Annotated in this window: 14 protein-coding genes; 3 read left to right on the top strand and 11 right to left on the bottom strand. The window is 41.8% G+C overall.

The features are described 5' to 3' along the window. Positions 1-10 precede the first annotated feature (10 nt). The 6 genes from rsgA to NYE79_RS01395 all read right to left on the bottom strand — a co-directional run bounded on the left by rsgA (position 11) and on the right by NYE79_RS01395 (position 4,491). On the bottom strand, positions 11-889 hold the full coding sequence (rsgA, locus tag NYE79_RS01420) for a ribosome small subunit-dependent GTPase A (RefSeq protein ID WP_070567744.1): 879 nt from the start codon (positions 887-889) through the stop codon (positions 11-13). 1 nt (position 890) lies between these two features. Beyond that, positions 891-1,763 carry a 16S rRNA (adenine(1518)-N(6)/adenine(1519)-N(6))-dimethyltransferase RsmA gene (gene rsmA / locus NYE79_RS01415; RefSeq protein WP_070567742.1) on the bottom strand — a complete coding sequence of 291 codons (873 nt, stop codon included), beginning with the start codon at positions 1,761-1,763 and terminating at the stop codon, positions 891-893. Continuing rightward, a complete protein-coding gene (locus NYE79_RS01410; protein ID WP_000702740.1) occupies positions 1,760-2,095 on the bottom strand; it encodes a hypothetical protein in 336 nt (111 codons plus the stop codon). Before NYE79_RS01410 ends, rsmA begins: the two co-directional genes overlap by 4 nt. Positions 2,096-2,288: 193 nt before the next feature. After that, positions 2,289-3,143 (bottom strand): SDR family NAD(P)-dependent oxidoreductase, encoded by an 855-nt coding sequence (locus tag NYE79_RS01405; protein WP_198464979.1) that lies wholly within the window; start codon positions 3,141-3,143, stop codon positions 2,289-2,291. Positions 3,144-3,154: 11 nt separating this feature from the next. Beyond that, positions 3,155-3,718: a ribonuclease M5 gene (rnmV, locus tag NYE79_RS01400; protein WP_339293737.1), complete on the bottom strand. Its 564-nt coding sequence runs from the start codon at positions 3,716-3,718 to the stop codon at positions 3,155-3,157. Then, on the bottom strand, positions 3,715-4,491 hold the full coding sequence (locus NYE79_RS01395; RefSeq protein WP_339293736.1) for a TatD family hydrolase: 777 nt from the start codon (positions 4,489-4,491) through the stop codon (positions 3,715-3,717). The genes rnmV and NYE79_RS01395 overlap by 4 nt, the downstream gene beginning before the upstream one ends. Before the next feature lie 151 nt (positions 4,492-4,642). On the opposite strand from NYE79_RS01395, the gene NYE79_RS01390 reads away from it, so the two are divergent. Then, positions 4,643-6,487 carry an APC family permease gene (locus NYE79_RS01390; RefSeq protein WP_316717798.1) on the top strand — a complete coding sequence of 615 codons (1,845 nt, stop codon included), beginning with the start codon at positions 4,643-4,645 and terminating at the stop codon, positions 6,485-6,487. Between the two features lie 181 nt (positions 6,488-6,668). Here the strand turns inward: NYE79_RS01390 and rpmH are convergent, their stop codons facing one another. The 3 genes from rpmH to NYE79_RS01375 all read right to left on the bottom strand — a co-directional run bounded on the left by rpmH (position 6,669) and on the right by NYE79_RS01375 (position 8,605). Then, a complete protein-coding gene (gene rpmH / locus NYE79_RS01385; protein ID WP_000831905.1) occupies positions 6,669-6,803 on the bottom strand; it encodes a 50S ribosomal protein L34 in 135 nt (44 codons plus the stop codon). A 144-nt stretch (positions 6,804-6,947) separates the two neighbouring features. Beyond that, the gene (locus NYE79_RS01380; protein ID WP_000666454.1) at positions 6,948-8,162 is read right to left on the bottom strand and encodes a pyridoxal phosphate-dependent aminotransferase; all 1,215 of its coding nucleotides are present in this window, start codon (positions 8,160-8,162) and stop codon (positions 6,948-6,950) included. 143 nt (positions 8,163-8,305) lie between these two features. Next, positions 8,306-8,605 (bottom strand): hypothetical protein, encoded by a 300-nt coding sequence (locus NYE79_RS01375; protein ID WP_216728812.1) that lies wholly within the window; start codon positions 8,603-8,605, stop codon positions 8,306-8,308. 166 nt (positions 8,606-8,771) lie between these two features. On the opposite strand from NYE79_RS01375, the gene NYE79_RS01370 reads away from it, so the two are divergent. Then, positions 8,772-9,224: a universal stress protein gene (locus tag NYE79_RS01370; RefSeq protein WP_000079162.1), complete on the top strand. Its 453-nt coding sequence runs from the start codon at positions 8,772-8,774 to the stop codon at positions 9,222-9,224. A 121-nt stretch (positions 9,225-9,345) separates the two neighbouring features. Here the strand turns inward: NYE79_RS01370 and NYE79_RS01365 are convergent, their stop codons facing one another. Both NYE79_RS01365 and NYE79_RS01360 read right to left on the bottom strand, forming a co-directional pair. Then, on the bottom strand, positions 9,346-11,322 hold the full coding sequence (locus tag NYE79_RS01365) for a CAP domain-containing protein (protein WP_216728811.1): 1,977 nt from the start codon (positions 11,320-11,322) through the stop codon (positions 9,346-9,348). 495 nt (positions 11,323-11,817) lie between these two features. Continuing rightward, complete coding sequence (locus NYE79_RS01360) at positions 11,818-13,209, bottom strand: Cof-type HAD-IIB family hydrolase (protein WP_000453124.1); 1,392 nt, start codon at positions 13,207-13,209, stop codon at positions 11,818-11,820. 65 nt (positions 13,210-13,274) lie between these two features. On the opposite strand from NYE79_RS01360, the gene NYE79_RS01355 reads away from it, so the two are divergent. Then, positions 13,275-14,237: an asparaginase gene (locus NYE79_RS01355; protein ID WP_084881330.1), complete on the top strand. Its 963-nt coding sequence runs from the start codon at positions 13,275-13,277 to the stop codon at positions 14,235-14,237. The last annotated feature ends 25 nt before the right edge of the window (positions 14,238-14,262 follow it).

The following is a 14,262-nucleotide window of genomic DNA, read 5'->3' as shown; positions in this document are numbered from 1 at the left end:
AGGTTTCTCCTTATTTTGGAATTTTTTTGCTGACTTTTTTATAGGTTTCTCTGCGATTTTCAATCTCACTGAGAAATTGCAGGTAGTTGTCAAAACGGAAGGTTGCAATGATTCCTTCTTCAACAGCCGGCTTAACCGCACAGGACGGCTCATGGGTATGGGTACAAGTACGGAACTTGCAGTCTCGACTGACACTGGCAATCTCTGGAAAGGCCTGATTGAGGTCTTCTGCTGTTGACACTTCATAATCCAGTGATGAAAATCCTGGAGTGTCCGCGATTTTACCACCATTGAGATTGTAAAAACTTACAGCTCGAGTGGTATGGCGACCACGACCTAGACTGTCTGAGATTTCTCCTGTTTCAAGATTGAGGTCCGGTGCGATTTTATTGAGGAGGGTTGATTTTCCAACACCTGTCTGCCCCATAAAGACCGTCACTTTTCCTGTCAACAAAGGCAGGAGTTCCTCTTTACTGGTCACAAAATCGTAACCAATAGCTCCATAGGTCTGCTGGTAAAAATCGAGTTCTCCCTTATCTTCTAGCAAATCCATTTTAGAAATATAAACGATAGGATGGATACCCTTGTGTTCTAGAAGAACCAAGAACCGATCCAGCAAATTGCTGTTGAAGTCCGGTTCCTTGACGGACATGATCACCACGGCTTGGTCAATATTGACAATAGGCGGACGGACGAGACTGTTTTTCCGTTCATGAATCTTGAGGATATAACCTTCGGAATTTTCCTCGGCAGAAAAGTCTACCCAGTCTCCGACATAAGGTGTATGGCCTTTTTTACGGAAATTCCCACGCGCGCGTGTCTGGTAAACTTGACCATCACTCTCCACATAATAGAAGCCCGCCAAGGCTTTAATGATTTGTCCCTGCATCTTAGAGTCCTTGTCCTTTAAGCGCATCTGCCAGACTGGCAAACTCTTCCAAACTGAGAGCTTCCCCACGCACAGATGGAGATAAGCCTGCCTGGTCCAAAGCCTTGGTCAGCTTATCCTTGACTTCATCAGTTTTCCCAAAGTAGCCTGTTAAGTTGTTCCATAAGGTCTTGCGACGATGGGTAAAACTAGCCTTGGAAACCTTAAAGAAGAAGTTCTCATCTTTCACTGCTACAGCAGGCTCTGGACGACGCACCATTTTTAAAATGGCTGAGTCCACATTTGGGGCTGGCACAAAGACCGTACGAGGCACGATGAAGGCAACCTTAGCTGTCATATAATACTGCACAGCAATCGACAAACTACCATAAGCCTTGGTATTTGGCTGTGCGGAGATACGGTCCGCGACTTCTTTCTGCATCATAACCACAAACTCGCTAAAAGGAATGCCACTTTCAATCAAGTGCATGAGAATAGGCGTCGTAATGTAGTAAGGCAAGTTGGCTACCACCTTAATGGGCAGGTCAGGATTTTTGAAATTCTGAATATGCTGCGCCAAATCGACCTTGAGAATGTCCTCGTTGACTACTGTCACATTGTCAAAATCACGCAGGGTATCTGCTAAAATCGGTACCAAACGGTGGTCAATCTCAAAGGCCATAACCTCTGCCGCACGCTCAGCCAAAAATTCCGTCAAAGCACCAATTCCTGGCCCAATTTCAATGACATTAACCTGGTCATCAATCTCAGCCGTATCCACGATTTTTTGAAGGATATTGGTATCCGTCAGGAAATTTTGCCCGAAGGACTTTTTAAAGGTAAAACCGTGACGCTCCAGCACTGCCTTGGTCACGCTATAATCTGCAATTCTCATTTATTCTCTTTTCTAATATAGTATGCTTCCGGGGTATAATGATAGAGCAAAACAAATAAGGGAGTCTCAGTAATTCCTTCCAACATCTCTTTTAAGACCGCATCTGGATGGATAATCTCTCGTGTTTTGGTGAAATAAACACCGTGTTCCCCATTTCGATTACGGAGTTCCCAGGCCACATTATTTCCTTGAACAGACGGCAAATAACGTTCCTTTTCTAGAAAGTCAAAAAATTCTTTCACCGTCATATCTTCAGAAATCTCAAATTCTGTCTCATGGGGCAATACATCATCCCCAATACACACAGAATCTCTGTCAACTCGGATTTTCATTTCGTTCTGTCCTTATAAGTTTCTATTTTAACGCTATCAAAATAAATCTAAGTACCTCTATTGTAACACATTCCCCTTATATTTTCGGGTTATCTGGTTATTGTTATCACTTTTCAGAACTCTCCAAACAGATTTCGATATCTAAATTTCTTTCCACTCTTGAAGTAAGCATAAAATTTATTTTTCTAATTCTTTATAGATTGTCTCTTGAAAATGTTAGTTGTTCAAGTAAGGAATATAGTTTTGCTTGCTCCTCTTCTTCGTAAGCAGATCTATTTGCTTTTACTTCCCTGCATTTCTCGTCATACAGAAAACCGTCATGGCCATCTTCTGTAGATAAGGCTGTATAGACTTTGGCCATTTCTTCAGGACTAATCGAAAATCTTGACTTGATTTTATACAAATTTTTCATAAAAGGGCTGAGGTGATCATAGCGGCGCATATCAACTTTGACATTGGTCACACGGATTGCCTGAACCTTGATACCTTTCCAATGTTTCTGCATATAAAGCGACAGCATCAACAAGGCTAGTTTATTCTGATAATAGGTCTTGGCAGGACTATAATGTTTTTGACCAGCTAAATTTTCAAAATCAAGCTTCATGAAAGGATAAAGCATCAGCCCTTGGGAAGAAATATTAATAATCCGACCACTTTTTGACTTTTCCAACAAACCCTTTAACAAGGTAGAAAGTAAAAAGGGAGCAACCACATTTGTCGCAAATTGCTTTTCTAATCCCTCCCTAGTCAGGATGGGCTTTTTGACCGATAAGTCAAAATCAGCTGCATTGTTAATCAGAACGTCTAAAGCGTCTTCTTTTTGAATATACTGTTCTACCGCTTCCTTGACACTTTTCATCTCAGATAAATCAGCCAAAATATAATCTACATGCGGATTTCCTGTTTGTTGACGGATTTTCTCACAGGCTTGCTCGGCAGCTTCTTTTCGTCTACAAAAGAGAGTTACCGACCAGTCCTTTTCAGCTAATTGTTTTGCAGCCTGGTAGCCAATACCACTATTGCCACCCGTAATAATCACTTTTTTCATTTCTGACCCCGTTAGTCTGAATACTTAGCCATCACTTCTTCCACTTCTGCCAAGGTTACCCCAAATAACTCTAAGCGCTTGAGGAGTTGTTTGCCGTTGGAATAGCCAATTCGTAGAGCCTCTCCTAGATACTCTCTACGCCTACGACTGTCTGCTCCCGCCAAGAAACCTAGGCGAATCAAGTCACCACGACTGATGTCAAACTCGTTCTCGTTTTCAAATTGCTCTGTCACCTGAGCCAGTGCTGTTTTTAGATCTTCGTAGCTGGCGTGTTCGATTCCCAGAGAACGTCCCTTGGTCTTAGATTTGGGAACAGCCTCATCTTGCTTGAGAAAAGCATGCTGTACTGTTGGAATGGCCGTCATAATCATGCGACGAATGCGTTCCCCATTAAAATCTGGATCTGTAAAGACAATGACTCCATGTAATTCATGCAGACGCTGAATGCGTTCTATATCCTGGTCATTTATTGCGGAACCTCGTGTTTCATAGGTCTCTACATCAAAGTAACGTTTGAGATTAGCTGTATCATCCCGTCCTTCGACCACGATGACTTGGGAAATTTTCTCTTTCATGATTGTTTTTCCAATCCAAAAATACGCTCGGCATTGGCACTTGTCACAGCAGCTAATTCTTCTGTCGTCATGCCACGCAAGTCGGCGATAAAGTTCACCACGTATCGTGTGTAGGCTGTTTTGTTTTCACGGCCACGTTTAGGAACAGGAGCTAGGTAGGGCGCATCCGTTTCTACCAAAATCTTGTCTAAAGGAAGTTCCCTAGCAGCCTCTTGGATATCTGTCGCTTTCTTAAAGGTCACCACTCCTGAAAAAGAAATAGTCATGCCAAGCTCGACAAACTTCTCAGCCCACTCCAAAGAACCTGAAAATGAATGCATAATCCCACCACGAGGACCAACGCCCTCACTCTTGATAATCTCATAAGTATCTTCTAGCGCATCACGGGTATGGACCACAAAAGGCAAATTCAAGTCCTTAGACAACTGAATCTGACGACGAAAAACCTGCTCCTGCACTTCCTTAGGTGCTGTCATCCAGTGATAGTCCAGACCAATCTCCCCCAAGGCAACGACCTTAGGATGTTTTAGTTTTTCAAGCAAGTAAGCTTCGACCTCATCTGTGTAAGTCCCTGCTTCCGTCGGATGCCAGCCAATAGTTGCGTAGAGTTGCTCATACTCATCTGCCAACTCCAGGGCTCGTTCAATGGTTGGTGTATCAAAACCAACAATATTCATCTGTGTCACACCCATCTCAGCAGCCAAGGCGATTTCTTCTGCCTCACGTCCTGCAAATTCTTCTACATTTAAATGTGTGTGCGTATCAAAAATCATCTTTTCTAACCTCATTTTCTTCCATCTATTATACCAAAAATAGCATCCCCCGGCTTGTAAAAATATTCTAATACCAATCATTCTCCCTTGACTGCATTTTTTCAAAGCAGTATAATAACACTTATTGAAATTTTCAGCAAAGGAAAAGAAAATGTTTAGAAAATTAAAATATACCTTTATCGGTCGACCACTCAAGTCTCTCACAGACGGCGAAGGGGGATTGCTTGGAAAAATGCAGGCACTTGCAATGTTATCCAGTGATGCCCTGTCTTCTATTGCCTATGGACCTGAACAAGTCATTCTCGTTTTAGTCAGTCTCTCTCCTCTCGCTATTTGGTGGAGCCTCCCTATCGGTATTTTTGTCCTCTTACTGCTCGCTAGTTTAACCATTTCCTATCGTCAAATCATCCACGCCTATCCTCAAGGCGGTGGGGCTTATATGGTCACTCGAGAAAATCTCTCCCCTGAACTAGGCTTGATTGCAGGGGGCAGCCTCCTTGTTGACTATATGCTGACAGTAGCCGTATCCGTTGCTTCTGGAGCTGATGCTATTACTGCAGCCATCCCTGCCCTCCATCCCTACAATCTTCATATCTCTATTTTCCTAGTCTGCCTGCTCATGCTCTTGAATTTAAGAGGCTTGAAAGAATCTGCCAGCTCTCTGATGATTCCCGTCTACCTCTTTATCTTCAGTACCGTCTTTCTCTTGCTTTATGGGTTCTTTCAACTATTCACAGGTTCCCTAAACTATCAGGCGACTTCAACCATTGGGCAAACCGTTCCGAGCCTTTCCATCGTTCTCCTATTGAGAGCCTTTACCAGTGGCTCTGCCTCTCTGACAGGGGTTGAGGCTATTTCAAATGCGGTACCATTTTTCAAAACTCCGAAAGAAAAGAATGCTGCTCAGACCTTGACCATCATGTCCCTCATTTTAGGATTTCTTTTTGCAGGTATCACCTTCCTAAACTACTGGATGGGCATCACACCTCAAAATGGAGAAACCATCCTCTCGCAAATGGCCAAGGGCATTCTTGGTGATTCATTCTTTGGTCATGCTAGCTACTATCTCTTCCAGTTCTCAACAGCCTTGATTCTAGCTGTAGCTGCAAATACTGGCTTTTCAGCCTTCCCTATGCTGGCTTACAATATGGCTAAAAACAAGTACATGCCCCATCTCTTTATGGAAAAGGGGGATCGCCTTGGCTACTCCAACGGTATCTTAACTCTGGCTTTTGGAGCTATGACCCTTCTTCTCATTTTTAACGGGAATACTGAACGCTTGATTCCTCTTTATACTATCGGGGTCTTCGTTCCCTTTGCCCTCTCTCAGACTGGGATGATTCGCCATTGGAAAAAGGAAAAAGGAGCAAACTTCTTAAAACCTGCCTTTGCTAATATCCTTGGGGCCATCATTTGTTATGCTATTGTCCTCATTTTACTCCTCTTCAGACTGGGTGATATCTGGCCATTCTTCCCAATTATCCTAGTTTTAACCTTCCTCTTTTTGTCCATTCACAGCCATTACCAAAAAGTGGCAAAACAGCTACGACTCTACGAAGGAATCGAAAAACGCACTTATGACGGCAATCTGGTTCTCGTCCTAGTTGGAAATGTTACTCGAGTAAGTGTTGGAGCCATTAACTACGCTCAAAGTATCGGTGACGAAGTGTTGGCCATGCACATTTCTACTAAAGAAACGGCCGATAAAGACCAAGAAATTCTTCAGGAATTTGCCGATTACTTCCCAAATATCACTCTGAAGAATATCAATACTAGCTACCGCGACATCATCACCCCTAGCGTTAAGTATGTCAAACGAATCGCCCAAGAAGCTAAGCAAAAAAACTACACTGTTACAGTCCTTGTCCCACAGTTTATCCCTAACAAGCCTTGGCAAAATATCCTGCACAATCAAATGAGCCTCAAACTAAAATACGCTCTCAGATGGCATGAAGACGTCGTTATCGCTAGCTACTCTTATCACTTAAAAGAATAAACAAAAACTCAAAATCAGTAACTTATATCTGGTTTTGAGTTTTTTGTATGTGACCTTTTAAACGGGCCCTCCATGAATTTCATCTGAAATGACCGATTTCAAGGACAATGCACCCTTTAAGATAAAAAGAAAAGTCAGTAGACTCGAGTTCCTACTGACTTCTTTGTTGAATTCGTTTGGATTATGCAGCCAAAACTTTGCGTCCTTTACGACGACGAGCTGCCAATACGCGACGACCGTTTTTAGTTGACATACGGTTACGGAATCCGTGTTTGCGCGCACGACGAAGTTTACTTGGTTGATAAGTACGTTTCACGATGAATACCTCCTCATAGATTTTGTATTCGTTTAGCCGGCTATAAAGTGATCAGTTACTAAACATACTTTACTATTCTATCTGATTCTGACCTATTTGTCAATAGCTCTAAGGAAATGTTTCCTGCTTTTCCCTATGAAAGCCTTATCTACGATACTGACTCAAGAAACGTGTCATCTTTTCTTGGATTTGCGCTAATTCGTCCACACGAGGAAGGTAAACGATACGGAAATGGTCTGGTTCCTTCCAGTTAAAACCACGACCATGAACCAAGAGAACCTTTTCCTGCTTCAAGAAATCAAGAACGAACTGTTCATCATCATCAATGCGGTACATATTACGGTCAATTTTAGGGAAGATATAAAGACCCGCCTTAGGCTTGACTGCAGATAAACCTGGAATATCTTGAATGGCATTATAGATAAAGTTTCTTTGCTCGTAAATCCGTCCACCAGGGAGGAGCAATTCATCCACTGACTGGTGCCCACCTAGTGATGTTTGTACGACTTGCTGGGCCAAAACGTTGGAGCAAAGGCGCATATTTGACAGCATATTGAGCCCTTCGATATAACCCTTGACATGGTGCTTAGGACCAGACAAGACCATCCAGCCTACACGAAAACCAGCGATACGGTGAGATTTTGACAGACCATTCATGCTGACACAGAAAACATCAGGTGCCAAGCTCGCCACAGGCGTATGCACATGCCCATCCATCACCATGCGGTCATAAATCTCATCCGCAAAGATAATCAAATCGTTTTGACGAGCAATCTCAATAATCTCCAACAAGAGTTCCTTAGGATAAAGGGCTCCAGTTGGGTTGTTCGGATTGATAAGGACGATTGCCTTGGTATTGGAAGTAATTTTTGACTTAATATCGTCAATATCTGGGTACCATTCTGCAGCCTCATCACAGATATAGTGAACGGCATTTCCCCCAGCTAGGCTGACCGCGGCTGTCCAGAGAGGATAGTCTGGCATAGGCACCAAGACCTCATCGCCATTATCCAAAAGCCCTTGCATGGACATAACAATCAGCTCACTGACACCATTTCCAAGGTAGATATCATCAATGTCCACATTGGGAAATTTCTTCAGTTGGCAATACTGCATGATGGCCTTGCGGGCTGAGAAAATCCCTTTGGAATCAGAATATCCCTCACTATCACGCGCATTCATAATCAAGTCATGAATGACCTCGTCTGGCGCTGTAAAGCCAAATTCTGCTGGATTTCCTGTATTCAGACGTAAAATCTTTTCTCCGTTTGCTCGCATCCGCATAGCTTCTTCCAAAACAGGACCACGGATATCATAGGCAACATGCTCTAACTTACTAGACTTGTTATATTCTTTCATCTTGTTTCCTCAATTCATCGAGATAGTAACATTATACCACTAGAAAGGGATTGCGACAAGTTTCCTGAAATGAGCAAGTAAAGAAAAAACTCACAACGACTAGGTTCTCACCGTCTAAACAACTAGAATACAGAAGTATTTTCTCACATACCAAAAGACAAACCTAGAAAGACCAGCGCTAAAAAGGAGTCATATAAAAGATTAAACATGAGAAAGAGCCCCCACGTGACCAAATAGTCCAAACGACCACTTCTCTTTGCAATCACCAATAAAATGATGTGGTAGACTAGGTGAAAGAGAAGAAATCCAACAAATCCTGGATAAAGAACGGGCACGACTCTTTCCAGCTGCCAAAGCATCACTACTTCACCTACAAGTGACGCAAGGATAATTCCATGATAAAGGAAACTTATTTTTTTAGAAGCTTGAACAAAATCTTTCATACTTTCTCATCCCCTCACTGTGTTTTCTGCTATCCCGTTTTCTTTTATTTTAACATATCTCCACCAAATTGAATCTCCGATAATATTTATTTAAATATGATTTTTACTTTACTTCTTTAGTGAAAAGGGTTACAATAACAGTAAGAAAATTTCAGGAGGTTTCATTATGGCACAACGTTACCAAAATGTTATGGTCGCAATTGATGGTTCTAAAGAAGCGGACTTGGCTTTCGTCAAAGGTGTTTACACTGCTCTACGCAACGAATCCAAGCTCACCATTGCCCATGTTATCGACACACGCGCTCTTCAAAGCGTGTCTACCTTTGATGCTGAAGTTTACGAAGAACTCCAAGTCGATGCTGAAAGTCTGATGAAGGAGTACGAAAAGCGCGCAAGAGATGCTGGTGTGACCGATATTCACATCGTCATCGAAATGGGAAATCCAAAAACCCTCCTTGCCCGTACTATTCCAGACGCAGAAAATGTTGACCTGATTCTCGTTGGTGCAACAGGGCTTAATGCCTTTGAACGCCTCTTGGTTGGCTCTTCATCTGAGTACATTCTCCGCCATGCAAAAGTCGATTTGCTGGTCGTGAGAGAAAGTGAAAAAACATTGTAATCATTAAAAAAGGGAGCCTCTGGCTCCTTTTTGTTTATCCTGATTGGGTCACAAAAAGGCTTTAAACAATTGTTTAAAGCCTCTATCTTATTTAGAAAGTAGTCAATCTCAAAAGATTGAATTATTTGTAACTGTATGCCCAGTAGTATACACCATTTCCATCAACTACTGCTGCTACAGCTCCTTCAGTGACATTTGGATCGAGAAGCAAGTCTCTCAAACCACTGTTTGCCCATTTCTTAACGACAACAGCAGCATCTTCATCACGACGTCCTACAAAGCCTGTGCTATCGTATTGACGTGAAATTTCATTTACTTTCGGAAGTGCTTGATTTTGATAAATGTCTTCAGACCAAGTCAATTCTTTCAATCCTTGAGCTTTACGAGTCTCATTGATTTTAGCGAAAGCTTCTTTCGCTTTTGAAACATAGTCATAGTTTGTATCGTTTGTTGCTTCAACACGGTAAACAAACTTCACATAACCAAATTCTACATCACTGTATTTCTTGTCTTCGACACCACTCTTGAGATTTGCAATCAAGACATAGTCCTTAGCGTATGGGTTTTCTTTCGTCTTCTCAAAGATTTCTGGATCTTCGATTTCCCACTCAACTTTAGCATCCCAACCAGAGTTATCAAGGAACTTAGGATTCATTTTTTCGATGACATAGTTTTTGAACTCTTCAACATTCTTGAATGGCAATGCTTGACCTGCTTTAGCAGTCGTTACCAAGTTAGTTGAGTAAAGTCTCACGCTTGAGTTCTTGTCACTGTACATGTACTCGTCATCAGCAGTGTTTTCGTGAAGTTTTGGATCACGAGCTGGATCGTTTGGATCAGTCATCCCTTGAAGTTTCCATTTTCCTCCAAGCCACTTCCAGTATGCTGAGTAACCTGTACGCTCTGAGTTAGATGGTACATAGTAGTAATGTGCACTACCGTCGAAGTAGTAGTTCTTATCATTCTTGAGGACTGCATCACCTGGTTTACCTGGTGGGTAAACCAATTTTGGAGTGTGTCCATTTGGTGCCCAAGCCAAGTGTTCCAATCCTTCAGCTGGTTTTTCAACATAATCAGGGATTTGGTTTTCACTTGGTTCATCAGTCGTTACCAAACCTGGTGTTGTTGGGATAGCTGGAGTTGCTGGTGTTTCTGGTTTTGGTTCTGCTGGCGTTTCTGTTGATGGCTTGAATGGATCAAATTCACTATCAGCACCATTAATTGGTGGATTTTCTGGTAGGTCAACACTTGGAGTTGCTGGTTGCTCTGGTTTTGGCTCAGCTGGTGTTGTCGACTCTTCAGGTTTATCACTAGGTGCTGGTGTTGGAGTCTCTGGTTCTGCTGGTGTTGGAGCAGGAACTTCAGGTTGACTTGGTTGTGCTGGCTCAACCGGAGTTGTTGGTTGTTCTGGTTTTGGTTCAGCAGGTGTTGCCGGTTGTGCTGGTGTTGTATCAGCAGAATCTTTCACCAATACCCACTTACCATTTTGGTAGTAGTAATAATCGCCATTGTCCAATACATAGTAATGGTACCCATTTTCGTAACGATAGTGCGGATCGTTTTCCAAGTTGTTAGTAGATGAGTTGTTGTTACTATTGTTTGTCAAAGGTTTCCACTGACCGTTGCGATAAATACGGTAGCTACCATCGTTCATACGGTAGTAGTGATTGCCATTCCAGTAAATATAGTTTTCATCGCTAGCAAGGTTATTGTAATTATTCCAATAGTTATAACCATAGTAGTTGCTACTGTTGTCATAGCTATAGTAGTTATTCCAATTATTGTAACCGTAGTTGTAACTTGGGTAGTAGCTACCATATCCATAGTTATAGCTTGGATAGTAGCTATTGTAGCCATAGTTATAACTTGGGTAATAACTGTTGTAGCCATAACTTCTTACAGTATAATTTGATGTGCGGCTACGATTTGCAGTAGTACGGTTAGAAGTACGATTGCTTGAACGGCGGCTAGTTCTTGTATAGTAACTATTATTTCCATTCCAATTGTAAGCAGCGTGAGCTTCACTTGGTGCAAAAGTTGGAAGCATTGTTACAGCTGTTAAAACAGAAGCTGTCAAATAGGTATATTTTTTCTTCATTTCAACCTCTTAATTCTTTAATTTTTAAACTTGAAAATTAAAATAATAAAAATTTGGAAAGCAATTGTGCACAATTTTATAACTAAACCTCAAAACTAGAGTGAATTCTTCACATCAGCTTGTTAACAGGCCTGAAATAAACAAGTTGACTTTCTGTCTTTAAAAAGAGCATATTATAGCGGCATGAGGATTTTATATTTATTCGCTTTCTTAATATATTCTAACACATAAACTTTCAAATATCAAATAATTTGACTTGTCTTTTTTGATGTTTTTTTTAAAAGAAAAGCTAGATATATTACTAATATATCTAGCTTTTTAACTATTCTTCATAAGAAATGTAATTTCCTGTTATTTTATTTTCACTATATTTTCATTTTTTCATTTCTTTTTCTAGTATAAATATGCTAATAATAATTAGTGATATATATAAAATTGTTCGGTTTTCAGCTCAAAAAATCCCCGAATTTTTCATCCAGGGAAAAGAATTTTCTCTTATTTTTTATTTTTTCTTTCTTTATGTCGCTCATAAGCTTTAAACTGACGTTGTAGTTCCTGTCGGATGGCAGGTTCTGGAGCATATTTTTCTTCCCAGTCATCTGGTTTTAAAATCTTGTGTGTAATTGGGTCAAAATGAGCTTTTCCATCAGGGAAGACCTTCCCCATATTCGCTTCATGGACAATATCAAAAATGCGTTCTGGGTCTACTCCCATCAAAACAAAACTACCGTATGTAAAATACAGTGTGTCAATCAAAGCATCCACTTGACCGACCAGATTTTGCTTAGCAGGTGTCTTTTTCGCCACTTTCTCTGCCGCTTTATCAAGTGCCTCATGCATGCTTGCAAGGGAGTCTTGGAATTCTTCCTCCGAAGAACTTGCTGCGCGAACAAACTCTACTAATTCTTCAATTTTAAAGTCTGCGCGGTGGGTTGCACCTTCAACATCCCATGCCTGTGGCTCTTCTTGAGTTCGTTCATCCATCATGTGGTGGAAAGTCTTGACCTTATTAAAGTGGTAGTCTCGACTGACAAACACTTTTTCTGAAGCCAAAACACCAAAGTGCTCGAGCGCCTTGTGGATACCATCTTGTTGATTACTTGCCGTAATATGCTTGGCAACTTCTTTGACACTGCTACTGCCATTTCCCATAGCAACCGACATACCAACACCCGCTAACATTTCCAGATCGTTGTCTGAATCACCAAAGGCCATGACTTGGTTGAGATCAAAGCCATATTCTTTCCCGACTCGGCGAATGCCTTCTAGTTTGGAATTTCCTTGGTTAATGATATCTGCTGCAAAAGGATTGCTTCGAGTTAATTTCAAATCTTCAAAATCACTTGCTGCCTTCTCAGATTCCTCTGGCGTCATCAGCATCAAAACTTGATAAATGGGTTGATTAATCAAGTTAAGCAGGTCGTCTTCCTTTTGAGGAACTGCCTTGCTAACCATTCGATTAAAGGAACGGCTAACGGTTCTTGTTAGCACAGTCGGAATAAAACGACTAACCAGTTGGGAAAAGGAGCCGAGACCAAATGACATAATTTTCGAACCAACAACGGCATGCTCGGTTCCAAGAGCGATTTCTTTACGCTCCTTTTTAGCGTAAGCAATCAGTTGACGCAGGCTTGACTTAGCAATCGGACTTGCAAAGAGCACCTTTTCTTTATTAAAAATGTATTGGCCATTGTAGGTCACCGCAAAGTCTAGGTCCAAGTCTTCCATCAATTCCTTGACAAAAAACGGCCCTCGTCCTGTCGCTACTCCAACAAGCACTCCTTGCTCTTTGACAATCTTAATCGCGTCCTTAGTGGATTTCAAAACACTCTTGCGATCGTTGACTAGCGTTCCATCGATATCAAAAAAAACAGCCTTGACTTCCATCCTGTCCCATTCTCCCCTTTTGTGTTACAATGATTATACCACATTTCAGAAAGAGTGACTAAATCATGCCTAAGAAAATCCTTGTTTTACATACAGGTGGGACTATTTCCATGCAAGCAGACGCCACTGGTGCCGTTGTAACTAGTCAGGACAATCCCATGAACCATGTTTCCAATCCACTTGAAGGGATTGAGGTTCATGCCCTAGACTTTTTTAATCTGCCAAGCCCCCATATAAAACCCAAACACATGCTAGCCCTCTACCATAAGATTAGAGAGGAAGCAGACAACTACGATGGGGTTGTGATTACACATGGGACGGACACTTTGGAAGAAACAGCCTACTTTCTAGATACCATGAAAATCCCCAACATGCCCATCGTTCTAACAGGGGCCATGCGTAGTTCAAACGAACTTGGTAGCGACGGTGTATATAACTATCTGAGCGCTTTGCGAGTTGCCAGCGATGACAAAGCAGCCGACAAGGGTGTACTGGTCGTCATGAACGACGAGATCCACGCAGCCAAGTATGTTACCAAAACTCATACGACCAATGTCAGCACCTTTCAAACCCCAACACATGGACCACTTGGCCTCATCATGAAGCAAGAAATCCTCTACTTCAAAACGGCTGAACCTCGTGTCCGGTTTGATCTCGAACATATTCAAGGTCTAGTTCCCATCATCTCAGCCTATGCCGGTATGACAGACGAGCTGATCGATATGTTAGACTTGGAACAGCTGGATGGCTTAGTCATTCAGGCCTTTGGAGCAGGCAATGTTCCCAAAGAAACAGCTCAAAAGTTGGAAAATCTCCTGCAAAAAGAAATTCCAGTCGCCTTGGTCTCACGATGCTTTAATGGTATTGCTGAACCTGTCTACGCCTACCAAGGCGGAGGAGTGCAGTTGCAACGAGCTGGTGTTTTCTTTGTCAAAGAACTCAACGCTCAAAAAGCTCGCCTCAAATTATTAATTGCCCTTAATGCTGGACTAAAAGGACAAGCCTTAAAAGACTATATGGAAGGCTAATTCTCTTCTCAAGCACGCAAAATCA

Source organism: Streptococcus sp. FSL W8-0197, assembly GCF_037963785.1.
GTDB lineage: Bacteria > Bacillota > Bacilli > Lactobacillales > Streptococcaceae > Streptococcus > Streptococcus oralis_CQ.
The sequence above is the reverse complement of the archived record's forward strand: the minus strand, read 5'-3'. Positions and strand labels throughout refer to the sequence as shown.

Excerpts from the sequence above, each read along its gene's own strand:
- NYE79_RS01390 (WP_316717798.1), top strand. The coding sequence starts at position 4,643 with ATGTTTAGAAAATTAAAATATACCTTTATCGGTCGACCACTCAAGTCT.
- rsmA (WP_070567742.1), bottom strand. The coding sequence starts at position 1,763 with ATGAGAATTGCAGATTATAGCGTGACCAAGGCAGTGCTGGAGCGTCAC.
- NYE79_RS01360 (WP_000453124.1), bottom strand. The coding sequence starts at position 13,209 with ATGGAAGTCAAGGCTGTTTTTTTTGATATCGATGGAACGCTAGTCAAC.
- NYE79_RS01375 (WP_216728812.1), bottom strand. The coding sequence starts at position 8,605 with ATGAAAGATTTTGTTCAAGCTTCTAAAAAAATAAGTTTCCTTTATCAT.
- NYE79_RS01380 (WP_000666454.1), bottom strand. The coding sequence starts at position 8,162 with ATGAAAGAATATAACAAGTCTAGTAAGTTAGAGCATGTTGCCTATGAT.
- NYE79_RS01395 (WP_339293736.1), bottom strand. The coding sequence starts at position 4,491 with ATGATTTTTGATACGCACACACATTTAAATGTAGAAGAATTTGCAGGA.
- rnmV (WP_339293737.1), bottom strand. The coding sequence starts at position 3,718 with ATGAAAGAGAAAATTTCCCAAGTCATCGTGGTCGAAGGACGGGATGAT.
- NYE79_RS01405 (WP_198464979.1), bottom strand. The coding sequence starts at position 3,143 with ATGAAAAAAGTGATTATTACGGGTGGCAATAGTGGTATTGGCTACCAG.
- NYE79_RS01355 (WP_084881330.1), top strand. The coding sequence starts at position 13,275 with ATGCCTAAGAAAATCCTTGTTTTACATACAGGTGGGACTATTTCCATG.
- NYE79_RS01410 (WP_000702740.1), bottom strand. The coding sequence starts at position 2,095 with ATGAAAATCCGAGTTGACAGAGATTCTGTGTGTATTGGGGATGATGTA.
- NYE79_RS01365 (WP_216728811.1), bottom strand. The coding sequence starts at position 11,322 with ATGAAGAAAAAATATACCTATTTGACAGCTTCTGTTTTAACAGCTGTA.
- rsgA (WP_070567744.1), bottom strand. The coding sequence starts at position 889 with ATGCAGGGACAAATCATTAAAGCCTTGGCGGGCTTCTATTATGTGGAG.
- NYE79_RS01370 (WP_000079162.1), top strand. The coding sequence starts at position 8,772 with ATGGCACAACGTTACCAAAATGTTATGGTCGCAATTGATGGTTCTAAA.